The following is a 15174-nucleotide window of genomic DNA, read 5'->3' on the forward strand; positions in this document are numbered from 1 at the left end:
GTCAGTTCTCTCCGAACTTGCGGCGGTACAGCACGTCGAAGACGACCGCCACGATCAGCACCTGCCCGATGATGACCATGCGCTTGCCGATGGGCACGTCGAGCAGCAGCATGCCGCTGTCGAGCGACTGCATGATGAGCGCGCCCAGCACCGAGCCGAAGATCGAGCCGCTGCCGCCCGCGAGCGCCGTGCCGCCGATGACGGCCGCGGCGATCACGTACAGCTCCATGCCCGTGCCCAGCGAGTTGGTGCCGGCGTTCAGGCGCGCGATCGACACGATGGCCGCGACCGTGACCAGCACCGCCAGCAGCGCGAACAGCATCAGCGTGACGCGCTTGACCGGAATGCCCACCAGCGCCGCCGCGTCGGGGTTGCCGCCCATCGCGAACACGTAGCGCCCGAAACGCGTGCGATGCACGATGAAAGACAGCACGATGGCCACCACGGCCCAGATCAGCACCGGGATCGGAATGCCCTGCGGCTCGCTCTTGGAGGAGATCTGGTAGCTGTTCATGACCCATGCGAAGCCGAACACCACCGCCACCGGCACCGCTGTGATGAGCACGTCGAGCCACAGCGCCTCGGTGGGCATGTCGTAGCGCTGGCGCGCGCGGCGCTTCTGCACCATGCGGCCGAACAGCACCAGTGCCACCAGCACCGCGAGCACCCAGCTCGCGGTGACGCCGATGCCGCCGTCGTAGCCGCCGCCCAGGCGCTGGAAGAATTCGTCGTTCACCGGCTGCGTCTTGCCGTCGGCCACCAGGAAGGCCGCGCCGCGGAAGGACATGAGGCCGCCCAGCGTGACCACGAAGGAAGGCACGCCGAGCACCGCCGTGAGCCAGCCCTGGTAGATGGACACCAAGAGCGCCACCGCGAGCCCCGCGAGGCAGGCCGTGGGCCACGACCAGCCCGAGGTGTACTGCAGGTAGGCGATGAGCACGCCGACGAAGCCCATCACCGAGCCCACCGACAGGTCGATGTGCCGCGCCACGATGATGAGCACCATCACGGTGGAGACGATGCCCACCACCGCCGTCTGCTGCGCGACGTTGTAGAGGTTCTCGGGCGAGAGGAACACGCCGCCGGACATGACGCTGAAGGCCACGGCCATGCTGACCAGCAGCACGCACATCAGGATGAGCCGAAGGTCGACGCCGGTGCGGCGCCACCAGCCCGGTGTTGGTGATGGGTTGCTCATGTTTCAGGCCCTTTGGGAGTACACGGGACTACGTGGGTGCGCAAGCGCCCGCCAGCCGGGCCCGCGAGGGCCGGCAGTCGGATGCGTTGCATGGGAGAGAGAAGAAAGGCCGGCGCGCTTTCCGGGTTTCCGGGGATGGCGCCGACGCGTTGCGTTGCGTCGTTACTTGCAGGCCGCGGGTGCGCTGGCGCCCGACACGCCCTTGCAGAGCTCGTCCTTCTTGATCCAGCCGGCCTTGACGATCACGTCGAGGTTGTCGCGCGTGATCGGCACCGGCGTCAGCAGGCGCGAGGACAACGAGATCTTCTTGGCGCCGCCGGCCCACGGCGCGGCCTTGTCGACCGGCTTGCCGGCGGCCAGCGCCACGGCGGCGAGGGCGGCTTCGCGACCGAGCTCGCGCGAGTCCTTCCAGATGGTGGCGGTCTGCGTGCCCAGCGCGATGCGGTTGAGCGCCGCGAAGTCGGCGTCCTGGCCCGACACCGGAATGCCGCGGATGCCCTTGGCCGTGAGCGCGGCCACAGCGCCCCCGGCCGTGCCGTCGTTGGCGGCCACCACGGCATCCACCTTGTTGCCGTTCTTGGTGAGGATCTGCTCCATGTTCTTCTGCGCGACCTCGGGCTTCCAGCCTTCGGTGTATTCGTCGCCGACGATCTTGATGTCGCCCTTCTTGATGGCGGCATCCAGCACTTCCTGCTGGCCCGCGCGCAGGAAGTCGGCGTTCGGGTCGCTGGGCGAGCCCTTGATGATCACGTAGTTGCCCTTGGGCTTGACCTTGAAGACCTCGCGCGCCTCCATGCGGCCGACCTCGACGTTGTCGAAGGTGATGTAGAAGACGCCCGGCGCCTCGATGAGGCGGTCGTAGGCGACCACGGGCACCTTCTGGCGCGTGGCCTTGGTGACGGCCGGCAGGATGGCGTCCTTGTCCATCGCCAGCACGATGAGCGCCTTCGCGCCCTTCGACATCAGGCCCTCGATGTCGCCCAGCTGCTTCTCGGGCGAGCCGCCCGCATCGGCACTGATGTACTTGGCGCCGAGCTTCTCCAGCTCTGCCTTGATGGCGGCCTCGTCGGTCTTCCAGCGCTCTTCCTGGAAGTTGGACCAGCTCACGCCGACCACGGTCTGCGCCATCGCGCCCACGGCCGTGGAACCGAGTGCCGTGGCGAAGGCCATGGCGGCCAGGGTTTGTTTCAGTCGCATCGATGTCTCTCCTGAGTTGAGTCGCCCGCAGGCGCCAGCCGTGTAAGAAATTAGTTAGTTTGAAGGGCGAACTAACTATCCCATCGAGGTGCGATCGTGGGCATCCGGGAATTCCCGGAGCGGCTTGCAAGGGTTTGTTCGTTCAGCCGATGCGCCAGGCCTGCGTCCACACGGCGATGCCGTCGAGCAGCTCGTCGAGCGCTTCGGCATCCGTGCGACCGCTGCGCCGCAGGACGCTGAAGGAGTGGTCGGCGCCGTCTATCTCGAGCACGCTGGCCATCGGGCCGAGCGAGCGGGTGACGACATCGAACTCGCGCGGCTCGGCCAGCGTGTCGCGCGGACCGTGCGCGAAGAGCATGGGCACGTCGACATCGTGCAGATGCTCCGCGCGCGTGGTCGATGGCGCGCCCGAAGGGTGCAGAGGAAACCCGAGGAAGACCAGCCCCTTCACGCCCGGCAGCGGCTCCAGTGCCTGTGCCTGCGAAGTCATGCGGCCGCCGAACGACTTGCCGCCAGCAAAGAGGCGCAGCCCGCCGAAATGCGAGGCCGCGCAATCGACCGCCGCGCGCACGGTGGCATGCGCGAGCGCCGGCGCGTCGGTGCGCTTGCTGCCTCGCTCCATGTAGGGAAACTGGTAGCGCAGCGTGGCGATGCGCCGCTGCGCGAGCCCGTCGGCCACAGCCTCCATGAACGGATGCGTCATGCCGGCACCGGCGCCATGCGCCAGCACGCAGCAGGCCTCGGGCGAAGGCGGCGACACCGCGAGCGCGGACACGGCGACCTCATCGGTCACCGGAATGCGCAGCTGCCTTGTCGTTGCGGTCGTCGCCTCGGGGTTCGTCAATCGATGAGCTGTGTCTTGATGGCGTAGTAGGTCAGGTCGCTGTTGGTGGAAAGGTTCATCTTCTCCATCAGCCGCGTGCGGTAAGTACTGATGGTCTTCACCGAGAGCGACAGTGCCTCGCCGATGGCGCCCACCGATTCTCCCTTGGCCAGCTTCAGGAACACCTGGAATTCGCGCTCCGACAGGTGCTCGTGCGGCGGCGCGTTGTCCTTGCGCTCCAGCTGGCCTGCGAGCAGCTCTGCCACCGAGGGCGAGATGTAGCGCCGGCCCAGCGCGATCGTGCGGATGGCCTTGGCGATCTCCTCGGGCTCGCATTCCTTGTTGAGGTAGCCGGATGCGCCCTGGCGGATGAGGTTCACCGCGTAGTGCTCCTCGGGATAGCCGCTGAGGATGAGCACGCCGAGGTCGGGCGCCTTGGCGCGCACCATCGCGAGCGCGTCGATACCGCTCTGGCCGGGCATGGAAAGGTCCATCACCAGCACGTCGAGATCGGCCGTGCGCACCAGGTCGATGGCCTCCCGGCCGGTGCCGGCCTCGCCGACCACGCGGAAGTCGACGAAAGTGGAGAAGAACGACTTCAGGCCTGTGCGGACGACCGCGTGGTCGTCGACGATGCCGATCTTGATCATGGTGATGTGCCTCCTGCGCTGTGTTTGGTGGATGGCCGCGAGCCGGCACGCGGGCCGGCAGACGGAATGAGTAGGTGAAGATGCCACAGGCCCTTGCGCCGCGGGGCCTCGCCAGGCGGGTCGGGCATTTGTCCTGCACGCGTTCGCAGAAACGTCTCGCAACGATGTAGGAGGGCAGGCAGGTGCCCGCTGCGCCGAGGGATGCGAAGGCTTGCTCACTCCTCTGGATTTCTTGCCCGATCCTGCGGGGGCGCGGCTCTTTTGTGGATGACGAAGCGCCCCGCGGGTAGAGTCCTGCGCAAAGGTTCGAAGCAAGCAAGATGGCCCCCAGTCAGGACGAGGACGCGGACGCCGCAGCGCGGTGCAGGGCGCTGCAGCAGGCGATGGCGCGGATCATCAATGCCCGCACGCCGCTGCCGGGCGACTACGACACGCCCATCGCCAGCCTGGGCTTCTTCAGGCGCGAGTCTCCCGCGCCTCCCGCCGTCTGCATGGTCGAACCGAGCATCGTGCTCGTGGCGCAGGGTGCCAAGCAGATGTGGGTGGGCGGCGAGGCCTATCCGTACGACACCTCGCGGTTCCTCATCACCTCGCTGGACATGCCCGCGAATTCCGAAGTGAAGACGGCGAGCCCGCGGCAGCCCTGCCTGGGCCTGATGCTCAAGCTCGACGTGCGCGTGCTGGCCGAGCTCATCGCGCAGGGCAACCTGCCGCCGCATCGCGAGCGCCCCATCGGCATCGGCGTGGGACTCGGCGAAGCGACGCCCGCGCTGCTGGCGCCCATCGGCCGGCTGGTGGAGCTGCTGGACGAGCCCGAGGCCATTCCCGTTCTCGCGCCGATGATCCATCGCGAGATCCACTACCGGCTGCTGATGAGCGACCAGGCCGCGAGGCTGCGGCAGATCGCCTCGGTCGACGGGCAGGGCCACCGGATCGCCAGGGCCATCGACTGGCTGAAGCTGAACTACGCCTCCCCCTTTCGCATCGACGAGCTCGCGGCCCGCGTGCAGATGAGCGCGCCGACCTTCCACCACCACTTCCGCCAGCTGACGGCGATGAGTCCGCTGCAGTACCAGAAGTGGCTGCGGCTGAACGAGGCGAAGCGGCTGATGCTCAACGAGCATTTCGACGCAGCGAGCGCGGCCTTCCAGGTCGGCTACGAAAGCCCGTCGCAGTTCAGCCGCGAGTACAGCCGCCTGTTCGGCGCGCCGCCCAGGCGGGACATCGAGGTGCTGCGCGGCGGTGCGCGCGCGGGTGCCGGGGGCATCGACGGAGCCGGCACCGGGCAAGGGCCGGCCTGACGCCACGCACCCGCGCCCGCTGCCTCATCGGATCGGGCAAGAAATGAAGAGGATTGCGCTATCGATCCTCGCGCGGCTTCAGAAGAATGGGAATCGGCCGGTCTGCCCCCGCGGCTTCCCAAGGTGAGAACCATTTTCGGAAGCGGGGAGCCCCACGGGCCGCGGGCAGGGGGCAACAGCAGCCGTTTTCCTACCGCCACCGCCCATGGCACGCGCTATCAGCAGTATTCGCCATCCCCACGAACCTCGAACAGCAGGAGCTGACATGGACAGTCCCACGACACAACTGATCTCGCGGCGCGACGCGCTCATCGTCGGCGCCGCAACCGCCGCGGCGGTCTCGGCAGCCACCGCGCCGCCCGCGTCGGCGCAGACCGCGGCCCCGGCAGCGGCCGCGGGCGGCTCGCGCATGAAGCTGACGCTGAACGTCAATGGCACGGCGCAGGCACTCGACCTGGACACGCGCACCACCCTGCTCGACGCACTGCGCGAGCACCTGCACCTGACGGGCACCAAGAAGGGCTGCGACCACGGCCAGTGCGGCGCCTGCACGGTCATCGTCGACGGAAGGCGGATCAACTCCTGCCTGACGCTCGCCGTGATGCACGAGGGCGCGCAGGTCACGACCATCGAAGGGCTGGGCACGCCGCAAGGCATGCATCCGCTGCAGGCCGCCTTCGTCAGGCACGACGGCTACCAGTGCGGCTACTGCACGCCCGGCCAGATCTGCTCGGCGGTCGGGGTGATCGACGAGGTCAGGCGCGGCGTGCCGAGCCACGTGAGCGCCGACCTCACGGCGCGCCCCATTCTCTCGGCGGAGGAACTGCGCGAGCGCATGAGCGGCAACATCTGCCGCTGCGGCGCCTACTCCAACATCGTCGATGCCATCACGGAAGTGGCGGGGAGCAAAGCATGAAGGCTTTCACCTACGAGCGCGCCGCGACCCCGGCGCAGGCGGCGTCCGCCGTCGCGGGCAGGCCCGGCGCGAAGTTCATCGCCGGCGGCACCAACCTGCTCGACCTCATGAAGCTGCAGATCGAGGCACCGGTGCACCTGGTCGACGTGAACGGCCTGGCGCTGGACCGCATCGAGCCGACGCCCGAGGGTGGCCTGCGCATCGGCGCCCTGGTGCGCAACACCGACCTGGCGGCCGACGAGCGCGTGCGCCGCGACTACGGCGTGCTCTCCCGCGCGCTGCTGGCCGGCGCATCGGGCCAGCTGCGCAACAAGGCGACCACCGCGGGCAACCTGCTGCAGCGCACGCGCTGCCCCTACTTCTACGACACCGACCAGCCGTGCAACAAGCGCCGCCCCGGCAGCGGCTGCGGCGCCATCGGCGGCGTGACGCGGCAGCTCGCGGTGATCGGAGGCAGCAAGTCCTGCATCGCGACGAATCCGGGCGACATGGCCGTGGCGATGCGCGTGCTGGATGCGTCCGTCGAGACCGTGCGGCCCGACGGACGCACCCGCGTGATTCCGATCGCCGACTTCCACCGCCTGCCAGGCGACACGCCGCACGTCGAGACGGCGCTGGAGCGCGACGAGCTCATCACCGGCGTCACGCTGCCCAGGCCCGTGGGCGGCACGCACGTCTACCGCAAGATCCGCGATCGCGCCTCCTATGCCTTCGCACTGGTGTCGGTCGCGGCCATCGTGCAGCGCGACGGCTCCGGCCGGGTGGCGCTCGGCGGTGTCGCGCACAAGCCGTGGCGCGTGGAGGCTGCAGAGACCGCCATGCCGCAAGGCGCCAGGGCCGTGACCGCGCGGCTGCTCGCCGACGCGCAGCCCACCCACGAGAACGCGTTCAAGCTGCAGCTCGCCGAGCGCGCGCTGGCCGCCGCCATCACGCAAGCGAGGAGCTGACCATGAGATTCGACACACCCGCCACGACCAACCCCATCGACCAGCTGAAGATCATCGGCAGGGCCACGGACCGCATCGACGGCCCGATGAAGACCACCGGCGCCGCGCGCTACGCCTACGAGCGCAACACCGAGATGCCCGGCGCAGCCTACGGCTACGTGGTGGGCGCGGGCATCGCGAAGGGCCGCATCGCGTCGATGGACCTGGCCGCTGCCCGGGCGGCGCCGGGCGTGCTGGCGATCGTCACCGCGCGCAACGCGGGCAAGCTCGGCAAGGGCGACTTCAATACGGCGAAGCTCCTGGGCGGGCCGGAGATCGACCACTACCACCAGGCGGTGGCGCTGGTCGTGGCCGACACCTTCGAGCAGGCGCGCGCGGCCGCGCAGCTGGTGCGCGTCGAGTACGAGCGCACGCCGGGCCGCTTCGACCTGTCCGCCGAGAAGGACGCGGCGAAACTGCCCGCGCCCAACCCCTTCGCGGGCGAGCCGCAGACGAAGACGGGCGATTTCGCGGGCGCCTACGCGGCGGCCCCCGTGCAGCTCGACGCGACCTACACCACGCCCGACGAGTCGCACGCGATGATGGAGCCGCACGCCTCCATCGCGCAGTGGCAGGGCGACAAGCTGACCATCTGGACCTCGAACCAGATGATCGCCTGGGGCGCCGGCGACGTCGCCAAGACGCTCGGCATCCCGAAGGCGAACGTGCGGCTGATCTCGCCCTTCGTCGGCGGCGGCTTCGGCGGCAAGCTGTTCGTGCGGGCCGATGCGCTGCTCGCGGCGCTGGGTGCGCGGGCGGCGCGGCGGCCCGTGAAGGTGGCGCTGCCGCGGCCGCTGATGGCGAACAACACCACGCACCGGCCAGCGACCATCCAGCGCATCCGCCTGGGCGCCGGCCGGGACGGCAGGCTCACCGCCATCGCGCACGAAGGCTGGTCGGGCGACCTGCCGGGCGGCCAGCCGGAGACGGCCGTGAACCAGACCCGCCTGCTGTACGCCGGCGCGAACCGCCTCACGACCACGCGCCTGGCCGTGCTCGACCTGCCCGAGGGCAACGCGATGCGCGCGCCCGGCGAGGCGCCCGGCATGATGGCGCTGGAGATCGCCATGGACGAGATGGCCGAGAAGCTGGGCATCGACCCGATCGAGTTCCGCGTGCTCAACGACACGCAGGTCGACCCCGAGAAACCGCAGCGCCCCTACTCCCAGCGCAAGCTGATCGAATGCCTGCGCACAGGCGCCGAGCGCTTCGGCTGGAACAGGCGCAACCCGGCGCCGGGGCAGCAGCGCGACGGCCGCTGGCTCGTCGGCATGGGCGTGGCCGCCGCGTTCCGCAACAACCTGGTGATGAAGTCGGGCGCGCGCGTGCGTCTGGACAACCGGGGCATGGTCACGGTGGAGACCGACATGACGGACATCGGCACCGGGACCTACACCATCATCGCGCAGACCGCCGCCGAGACCATGGGCGTGACGCTCGACAAGGTGCAGGTGCGCCTGGGCGACTCGGCGCACCCGGTTTCGGCCGGCTCCGGCGGCCAGTGGGGCGCCAACAGCTCGACCTCCGGCGTCTTCGCGGCATGCATGAAGCTGCGCGAAGCCGTGGCGTCGAAGCTGGGCATTCCGATGGCCGAGGCGGAGTTCTCCGAAGGCATGGTGCGCGCCGGCTCGCGCGCGGTGCCGCTGGCCGAGGCGGCGGGAGCGCAGGAGCTGGTGGTGGAGGACAGCATCGAATTCGGCGACCTCGACAAGAAGTACCAGCAGTCGACCTTCGGCGCGCATTTCGTGGAGGTCGGCGTCGACGCGGCCACCGGCGAGATCCGCGTGCGGCGCATGCTCGCGGTGTGCGCGGCGGGGCGCATCCTGAACCCGAAGTCCGCGCGCAGCCAGGTGATCGGCGCGATGACGATGGGCGTCGGCGGCGCGCTGATGGAAGAGCTGGCGCTCGACAAGCGGCAGGGCTTCTTCGTCAACCACGACCTGGCGGGCTACGAGGTGCCGGTGCACGCCGACATTCCGCACCAGGACGTCGTCTTCCTCGACGAGACCGACCCGATCTCCTCGCCGATGAAGGCCAAGGGCGTCGGGGAGCTCGGCATGTGCGGCGTCGCCGCGGCGGTGGCGAACGCCGTCTACAACGCAACGGGCGTGCGGGTGCGCGACTACCCGATCACGCTCGACAAGCTGCTGGATCGCCTGCCGCCGTTGGCGTGAATTTGCCGGCACGTGGCGGGTAAGCCCGGTGCCGCGAGTCCGTATCGCTTGATACGATTTTTTCCGGAACGCCCGCCCCAAGGGCGTCGGAGACAAGATGGACTCGAGCATTTCCGGCAGCGCCGTCCGTGGCGCGCACGGCGTGGGTGAGGCCCTGTACCGCGTCATGGTGCGAATACGGGCCTTCGAGAACGCGGCGGAGACCGCCAGCCAGGGCGGCGTGAGCGCCTATGGCCAGCAGGCGGCGGGCGCCGCCAAGGTGCGCGGGCCGCTGCACCTCTCCACCGGGCAGGAGGCGGTGCCAGCCGGCGTCTGCGCCCACCTGCGCGCCGCCGACTACCTCACTTCCACCCACCGGGGCCACGGCCACACGCTGGCCAAGGGCGCCGACCTCGCGCGGATGATGTGCGAGCTGTTCGGCAAGGCCACCGGATTCAACGGCGGCAAGGGCGGCTCGATGCACATCGCGGATTTCTCGGTCGGCATGCTGGGCGCCAACGGCGTGGTGGCGGCGGGGCTGCCGATCGCGGTGGGCGCGGCGCACGCGCAGAAGCTGCTGAACAAGGCTGACGACATCACCGTCTGCTTCTTCGGCGACGGCGCGATCAACCGCGGCCCCTTCCTCGAGGCGCTGAACTGGGCGCGCGTGTACGAGCTGCCGGTGCTCTTCGTCTGCGAGGACAACCGCTGGAGCGCGACCACCGCGAGCGGGCCGATGACGGCCGGGGAAGGCGCCTCGGCGCGCGCCGAGTCGCTCGGCATCGCGTCCACGCAGGTCGATGGCAACGACGTATTCGCGGTGCATGCGGCCGCCGCGAAGCTGGTGGCGCAGGTGCGCAGCGGCGGCGGGCCGCGCCTGCTGCATGCGCTGACCTACCGCGTGAAGGGGCATGTATCGGTGGACGTGGCGGCTTACCGCGATCCTGCCGAACTGGCGGCCGCGCTCGAGACCGACCCGATCGCACGGGCACGCGCCCATCTGCTTTCGGCCGGCGTCGCGGCTTCCGCGCTCGACGCCATCGAGAACGCCGCGCGCGACGAGGTCGACACCGCCCTCGCCATCGCCGACGCGGCCCCCTGGCCCGAGCCGGCCGCCGCCTTCACCGACGTGCAGACCGTCGGGGAGGGCCAGTGGCGATGAAGCACGAACTGAGCTATTCGGAAGCCGCCCTGCTCGCCCTGCAGCGCGAGATGGAAGCCGACCCGCGCGTGGTGGTGCTCGGCGAGGACGTGGGCCGCGGCGGCATCTTCGGGCAGTACAAGGGGCTGCAGCAGAGCTTCGGCCCGGGACGCGTGATCGACACGCCGATCAGCGAGGCCGCGATCATGGGCGCCGGCGTGGGCATGGCGCTCGCAGGGCTGCGGCCGGTGGTCGAGATGCGCGTGGTCGACTTCGCGCTGTGCGGCATGGACGAGCTGGTGAACCAGGCCGCCAAGAACCGCTTCATGTTCGGCGGCCAGGGCCGCGTGCCGCTGGTGGCGCGCATGCCCGGCGGCATCTGGGACGCCTCGGCCGCGCAGCATTCGCAGTCGCTCGAAGCCTGGTTCGCGCACCTGCCGGGCGTGGTGGTGGTGTGCCCGTCGACGCCGCAGGACAACCACGGACTGCTGCGCTCCGCCCTGCAGTGCGGCGACCCGGTGGTCTACATCGAGCACAAGACGCTGTGGGGCGCGCGCGGCGAGGTCGACGAAAGCGTCGCCGTGCCGCTGGGCAAGGCGGCACGCGTGCGCGCGGGCGATGCGCTCACTCTCGTGAGCTGGAGCCGGCAGATGCAGGCCAGCGCGGCGGCGTGCGATGCGCTGGCGACCGAGGGCATCGCGGTGGACCTGATCGACCTGCGCACGCTGTGGCCCTGGGACCGCGAGACGGTGCTGTCGTCGTGCGCCCGCACCGGTCGGCTGCTGGTGGTGCACGAGGCGGTGCAGGCGGCGGGCTTCGGTGCGGAAATCGCGGCCAGCGCTGCGGAGGCCACCGGCTGCCGCGTGGCACGGCTGGGCGCGCCGCGCATTCCGGTCGGCTATGCGCCGGTGCTGGAGGCACAGTCACGCATCGGCACGGACGCCATCGTGGCCACGGCGAAAAGGCTCGCTGGCTGAACGCGCCCCCCCATGGACCCTCTCTTCTTCAAGCTGGTGCGGGTCGTGAATCTCACGGCGCGGCCTTTCCATGAGCGCGTGGGCCGCGAGCACCGGCTCACGCTGAACGAGTGGCGCACGATGACGGTTCTGGCAGCGCAACCCGGCCTCAACGCCACGCAGGTGGCCGACCAGACCGGCCTCGACAAGATGGCGGTGAGCCGCGCCCTCGCCGGCCTGCTGCGCCACAAGCGCGTGCAGCGCCACGACGACCCGACCGACCGGCGCCGCAGCCGGCTCTATCTCACCGCCGCCGGCAAGGCGCTGCACGAAACGGTGGGCGCGCTCGGCCGCGCGCGCGAGGTCGCGCTATTCGGCGGCATCGGAGCCGTCGAACTGGCGCAGCTCGACACCACCCTCGACAAGCTCATCGAGGCAGTGCAGCGCGGCACCCCCTGACCGCAACCACGAGCAGGCCACGCCCCATTCCAGAACACCACGGAACCGGCTTCGCCGGGCCGTCGGTGTTGCCCCCGGAAGGGGGTTGGCGCAGCGACACGAAGTGCGCGAAGCCTGGGGGCGAGCCAAGTGCTACCACGGAACCGGCTTCGCCGGGCCGTCGGTGTTGCCCCCGGTAGGGGTTGGCGAAGCGACACGAAGTGCGCGAAGCCTGGGGGCGAGCCAAGAACACCGCGGAACCGGCTTCGCCGGGCCGCTGGTGTTGCCCCCGGAAGGGGGTTGGCGAAGCGACACGAAGTGCGCGCAGCCTGGGGGCGAACCAAGTTATGCCGCGAAGCCACCGTCGATGTTGAGGCTCGCCCCCGTCACGAAGCCGGCTTCGGGGCTGGCGAGGTAGCCGACCATGGCGGCGATTTCATCAGGATGGCCGTGGCGGGCCAGCGCCATCAGGCCGTGCATCGAGGCGGCATTGGGGCCGTCGACGGGGTTCATGTCGGTGTTGACCGGGCCGGGCTGCACGTTGTTGACGGTGATGCCGCGCGGGCCGAGGTCGCGCGACAGGCCCTGCACCAGGCCGACCAGCGCCGACTTGCTCATCGCGTAGGCGCTGCCGCCGGGCCAGGGCATGCGCACGGCATTCGTGCTGCCGATGTTGATGATGCGGCCGCCCTCGCCCATGTGGCGCGAGGCCGCCTTGGCGGCGACGAAGACGGCGCGCACGTTGATGGCCAGCGTCTTGTCGAAGTCTTCGAGCGAGAACTCGTCCAGGGTGCCGCCGAGGAACACGCCCGCGTTGTTCACGAGGATGTCGATCCTGCCGAAGGTGCGGGCGGCCTCGTCGATGCCGGCGGTGAGGGCCGCGGCGTCGGCGCTGTCGATCTTCAGCGCGAGGGCGCGGCCGCCTTCGGACTGGATGCTGCGCACCAGTTCGTCGGCGGGAGCTGCCGAGGCCGCGTAGCTGAAGGCCACGGCGGCGCCGTCGCGCGCCAGGCGGCGCACGATGGCCGCGCCGATGCCGCGCGAGCCGCCGGTGACGAAGGCGACCTTGCCGGCCAGGACGGAGGAAGAAGAAGCAGAAGAAGAAGCGGTGCTGGAGGCCATGATTTTTTCCTGTGCGATGGTGAAGAAGAAGGCCTCAGTTTGGGCGCTTCATTCCTTCTCCGGTAGCCGTCAATCGGGTCAATCAGATTCAACCGATGGTTGAAGATGGGCGCCACAATGCGGCCATGGAACCGCTCAATCACCTCGAATCCTTCGTGCAGAGCGCGGAAGGCGGCAGCTTCTCCGAGGCCGCGCGGCGCCTTGGCCTGACGCCGGCCGCCGTCAGCAAGAACGTGGCAAGGCTGGAAGCGCGGCTGAGGCTGCGGCTGTTCCAGCGCAGCACGCGCAGCCTGACGCTGACGGAGGGCGGCGAGCGCTTCCTGGCGCAGATCGGCGGCGCGCTGGCCACGCTGCGCGAGGCGGTGGCCGGCATCGACACCGACGACGGCCAGCCCTCGGGCACGCTGAAGGTGAGCATGGGCCAGGCCTTCGGGCGCGAGCACGTGCTGCCGCTGATGGGCGGGTTCCTCGCGCGCTACCCGGCCATCGTGCCCGACTGGCACTTCGACAACCAGCAGGTCGACCTGGTGGGCGAGGGCTTCGACGCGGCCATCGGCGGCGGCATCGAGCTGCCGGCCGGGCTGGTGGCGCGCGAGCTGGCGCGCATCCACGTGGTGGCAGTGGCCTCGCCCGCGTACATGCAGGGGCGCAAGCCGCCCCGGCATCCGTCGGACCTGGCCGCGCTCGACACGCTGATGCGCCGCTCCTCGCCCACGGGGCGCGTGCGCAGCTGGACGCTGCGGCGCGTGCGCGGCGCGGGCGGAGGCGAAGGCGAAGGCGAAAGCGAGGTCAGCGTCGAGCTGCCCCGGCCGCGCGCCATCTTCAACGACCCCGAGGCGATCGCGCATGCCGCGCTTATGGGACTGGGTGTGGCGATGCTGCCCATGCCCTTCGTGGAGCGCGGGCTGCGCAGCGGGGAGCTGCTGCGGCTGCTGCCCGACTGGTACCAGGACGCCGGTGCGGTGTGGCTGTACTACCCGAGCAAGAAGCTGCTGCCGCCGAAGACGCGGGTGTTCATCGATTTCGTGCTGGAGCGCTTCCGCGAGGAGCGGTTCGCGCAGCGGATGCAGGTGGCCTGAGGCGCCCCAGACCACGCGCTGTCAACTCCCTCACGCGGCCACGGGGTTTTCACCCGCGACGGCCGGAGCGCGCACCTGTACAAACGCGCGCATGACCCATCAGACTTTCTCTTCCTCCCCGAATCGCCGCACCGCGCTGGCCGCATCCGTCGCCGCCGCGCTGACCCTCATCACCGCTCCCTCGTGGGCACAGGGCACCTGGCCGACCAAGCCGGTGCGCATCGTCGTGCCCTTCGCGGCCGGCGGCACCACCGACATCCTGGCGCGCGCCGTGGCGCCCGAGCTTTCCAAGGCCTTCGGCCAGCAGTTCATCGTCGACAACCGCGCGGGCGCGGGCGGCAACGTGGGCGCCGAGATCGTGGCGCGCGCGCCGAACGACGGCTACACGCTGCTGATGGGCACGGTGGGCACGCACGGCATCAACCGCGCGCTGTATCCCAAGCTGCCCTTCGACCCGATCAAGGACTTCGCGCCCATCACGCTGGTGGCCGCCGTGCCGAACGTGATGGAGATGAACGCCGACAAGGCGAAGTCGCTGAACATCCACAACGTGCAGGACTTCATCAAGTACGCCAAGGCCAACCCTGGCAAGCTGAACATGGCCTCCAGCGGCAGCGGCACCTCGATCCACCTGGCGGGCGAGCTCTTCAAGAGCATGACGGGCACCTTCATGGCCCACATCCCGTACAAGGGCTCGGGCCCGGCGCTGCTGGACATGGTGGGCGGGAACGCCGACGTGATGTTCGACAACCTGCCTTCGTCGATGGCGCAGATCAAGGCCGGCAAACTCACCGCGCTGGCGGTGACGAGCGCGCAGCGTTCACCGGCCCTGCCGGACATTCCTACGGTGGCTGAAGTGGGCGGCCCCTCGCTCAAGGGCTACGAGGCGAGTTCGTGGTTTGGGCTGCTGGCGCCGGCGGGCACGTCGCCGGAGATCGTGAACCGCATTCAGCAGGAAGTGGCCAAGGCGCTGGGCACGCCGGCCATGAAGGAGAAGATGCTGGCTCAGGGCGCGATCCCGAGCGGGAATTCGCCGGCCGACTTCACGAAGCTCATCGCGAGCGAGCATGTGAAGTGGGCGAAGGTGGTCAAGGACTCCGGCGCTAAAGTTGACTAACCCCCAGGCTGCGCGCACTTCGTGTCGCTTCGCCAACCCCCTTGCAGGGGGCAACACCTACGGACCGGCGGAGCCGGATCCGTGGTGTTTCACGTAA

General features: G+C 69.8%; 14 protein-coding genes. 9 read left to right on the top strand and 5 right to left on the bottom strand.

The annotated features are described in order from the left end of the window. Position 1: 1 nt before the first annotated feature. The 4 genes from ABL844_RS30320 to ABL844_RS30335 all read right to left on the bottom strand — a co-directional run bounded on the left by ABL844_RS30320 (position 2) and on the right by ABL844_RS30335 (position 3868). The gene (locus ABL844_RS30320; RefSeq protein WP_418129935.1) at positions 2-1198 is read right to left on the bottom strand and encodes a sugar ABC transporter permease; all 1197 of its coding nucleotides are present in this window, start codon (positions 1196-1198) and stop codon (positions 2-4) included. A gap of 162 nt (positions 1199-1360) precedes the next feature. After that, complete coding sequence (gene xylF, locus ABL844_RS30325) at positions 1361-2395, bottom strand: D-xylose ABC transporter substrate-binding protein (RefSeq protein ID WP_418129936.1); 1035 nt, start codon at positions 2393-2395, stop codon at positions 1361-1363. Between the two features lie 142 nt (positions 2396-2537). Then, on the bottom strand, positions 2538-3239 hold the full coding sequence (locus ABL844_RS30330; RefSeq protein ID WP_418129937.1) for an alpha/beta family hydrolase: 702 nt from the start codon (positions 3237-3239) through the stop codon (positions 2538-2540). Beyond that, the gene (locus tag ABL844_RS30335) at positions 3236-3868 is read right to left on the bottom strand and encodes a response regulator transcription factor (protein WP_126021223.1); all 633 of its coding nucleotides are present in this window, start codon (positions 3866-3868) and stop codon (positions 3236-3238) included. The genes ABL844_RS30330 and ABL844_RS30335 overlap by 4 nt, the downstream gene beginning before the upstream one ends. Before the next feature lie 320 nt (positions 3869-4188). On the opposite strand from ABL844_RS30335, the gene ABL844_RS30340 reads away from it, so the two are divergent. The 7 genes from ABL844_RS30340 (at position 4189) to ABL844_RS30370 (ending at position 11780) form a co-directional block, all read left to right on the top strand. Further along, complete coding sequence (locus tag ABL844_RS30340) at positions 4189-5169, top strand: AraC family transcriptional regulator N-terminal domain-containing protein (RefSeq protein ID WP_418129938.1); 981 nt, start codon at positions 4189-4191, stop codon at positions 5167-5169. A 265-nt stretch (positions 5170-5434) separates the two neighbouring features. Next, positions 5435-6085 (top strand): aldehyde dehydrogenase iron-sulfur subunit PaoA, encoded by a 651-nt coding sequence (paoA, locus tag ABL844_RS30345; RefSeq protein WP_418129939.1) that lies wholly within the window; start codon positions 5435-5437, stop codon positions 6083-6085. After that, a complete protein-coding gene (locus ABL844_RS30350; RefSeq protein WP_418129940.1) occupies positions 6082-7032 on the top strand; it encodes an FAD binding domain-containing protein in 951 nt (316 codons plus the stop codon). Before paoA ends, ABL844_RS30350 begins: the two co-directional genes overlap by 4 nt. Positions 7033-7034: 2 nt before the next feature. Beyond that, positions 7035-9245 carry an aldehyde oxidoreductase molybdenum-binding subunit PaoC gene (paoC, locus tag ABL844_RS30355; protein WP_418129941.1) on the top strand — a complete coding sequence of 737 codons (2211 nt, stop codon included), beginning with the start codon at positions 7035-7037 and terminating at the stop codon, positions 9243-9245. 97 nt (positions 9246-9342) lie between these two features. Further along, positions 9343-10386 (top strand): thiamine pyrophosphate-dependent dehydrogenase E1 component subunit alpha, encoded by a 1044-nt coding sequence (locus ABL844_RS30360; RefSeq protein ID WP_418129942.1) that lies wholly within the window; start codon positions 9343-9345, stop codon positions 10384-10386. Then, positions 10383-11342 (top strand): alpha-ketoacid dehydrogenase subunit beta, encoded by a 960-nt coding sequence (locus ABL844_RS30365; RefSeq protein ID WP_418129943.1) that lies wholly within the window; start codon positions 10383-10385, stop codon positions 11340-11342. Before ABL844_RS30360 ends, ABL844_RS30365 begins: the two co-directional genes overlap by 4 nt. Positions 11343-11354: 12 nt before the next feature. After that, the gene (locus ABL844_RS30370) at positions 11355-11780 is read left to right on the top strand and encodes a MarR family winged helix-turn-helix transcriptional regulator (protein WP_418129944.1); all 426 of its coding nucleotides are present in this window, start codon (positions 11355-11357) and stop codon (positions 11778-11780) included. Between the two features lie 324 nt (positions 11781-12104). On the opposite strand, the gene ABL844_RS30375 is transcribed toward ABL844_RS30370, so the two are convergent. Next, positions 12105-12881: an SDR family oxidoreductase gene (locus ABL844_RS30375; protein ID WP_418129945.1), complete on the bottom strand. Its 777-nt coding sequence runs from the start codon at positions 12879-12881 to the stop codon at positions 12105-12107. Positions 12882-13006: 125 nt separating this feature from the next. On the opposite strand from ABL844_RS30375, the gene ABL844_RS30380 reads away from it, so the two are divergent. Further along, a complete protein-coding gene (locus ABL844_RS30380) occupies positions 13007-13960 on the top strand; it encodes a LysR substrate-binding domain-containing protein (RefSeq protein WP_418129946.1) in 954 nt (317 codons plus the stop codon). Positions 13961-14051: 91 nt separating this feature from the next. Then, on the top strand, positions 14052-15077 hold the full coding sequence (locus ABL844_RS30385) for a Bug family tripartite tricarboxylate transporter substrate binding protein (RefSeq protein WP_418123244.1): 1026 nt from the start codon (positions 14052-14054) through the stop codon (positions 15075-15077). The last annotated feature ends 97 nt before the right edge of the window (positions 15078-15174 follow it).

Source organism: Variovorax sp. 278MFTsu5.1 (assembly GCF_048305045.1).
GTDB lineage: Bacteria > Pseudomonadota > Gammaproteobacteria > Burkholderiales > Burkholderiaceae_C > Variovorax > Variovorax guangxiensis.

Coding starts and splice junctions, on each gene's coding strand:
- xylF (WP_418129936.1), bottom strand. CDS start 2,395: ATGCGACTGAAACAAACCCTGGCCGCCATGGCCTTCGCCACGGCACTC.
- ABL844_RS30350 (WP_418129940.1), top strand. CDS start 6,082: ATGAAGGCTTTCACCTACGAGCGCGCCGCGACCCCGGCGCAGGCGGCG.
- ABL844_RS30380 (WP_418129946.1), top strand. CDS start 13,007: ATGGAACCGCTCAATCACCTCGAATCCTTCGTGCAGAGCGCGGAAGGC.
- paoC (WP_418129941.1), top strand. CDS start 7,035: ATGAGATTCGACACACCCGCCACGACCAACCCCATCGACCAGCTGAAG.
- ABL844_RS30385 (WP_418123244.1), top strand. CDS start 14,052: ATGACCCATCAGACTTTCTCTTCCTCCCCGAATCGCCGCACCGCGCTG.
- ABL844_RS30375 (WP_418129945.1), bottom strand. CDS start 12,881: ATGGCCTCCAGCACCGCTTCTTCTTCTGCTTCTTCTTCCTCCGTCCTG.
- ABL844_RS30320 (WP_418129935.1), bottom strand. CDS start 1,198: ATGAGCAACCCATCACCAACACCGGGCTGGTGGCGCCGCACCGGCGTC.
- paoA (WP_418129939.1), top strand. CDS start 5,435: ATGGACAGTCCCACGACACAACTGATCTCGCGGCGCGACGCGCTCATC.
- ABL844_RS30370 (WP_418129944.1), top strand. CDS start 11,355: ATGGACCCTCTCTTCTTCAAGCTGGTGCGGGTCGTGAATCTCACGGCG.
- ABL844_RS30340 (WP_418129938.1), top strand. CDS start 4,189: ATGGCCCCCAGTCAGGACGAGGACGCGGACGCCGCAGCGCGGTGCAGG.
- ABL844_RS30335 (WP_126021223.1), bottom strand. CDS start 3,868: ATGATCAAGATCGGCATCGTCGACGACCACGCGGTCGTCCGCACAGGC.
- ABL844_RS30360 (WP_418129942.1), top strand. CDS start 9,343: ATGGACTCGAGCATTTCCGGCAGCGCCGTCCGTGGCGCGCACGGCGTG.
- ABL844_RS30365 (WP_418129943.1), top strand. CDS start 10,383: ATGAAGCACGAACTGAGCTATTCGGAAGCCGCCCTGCTCGCCCTGCAG.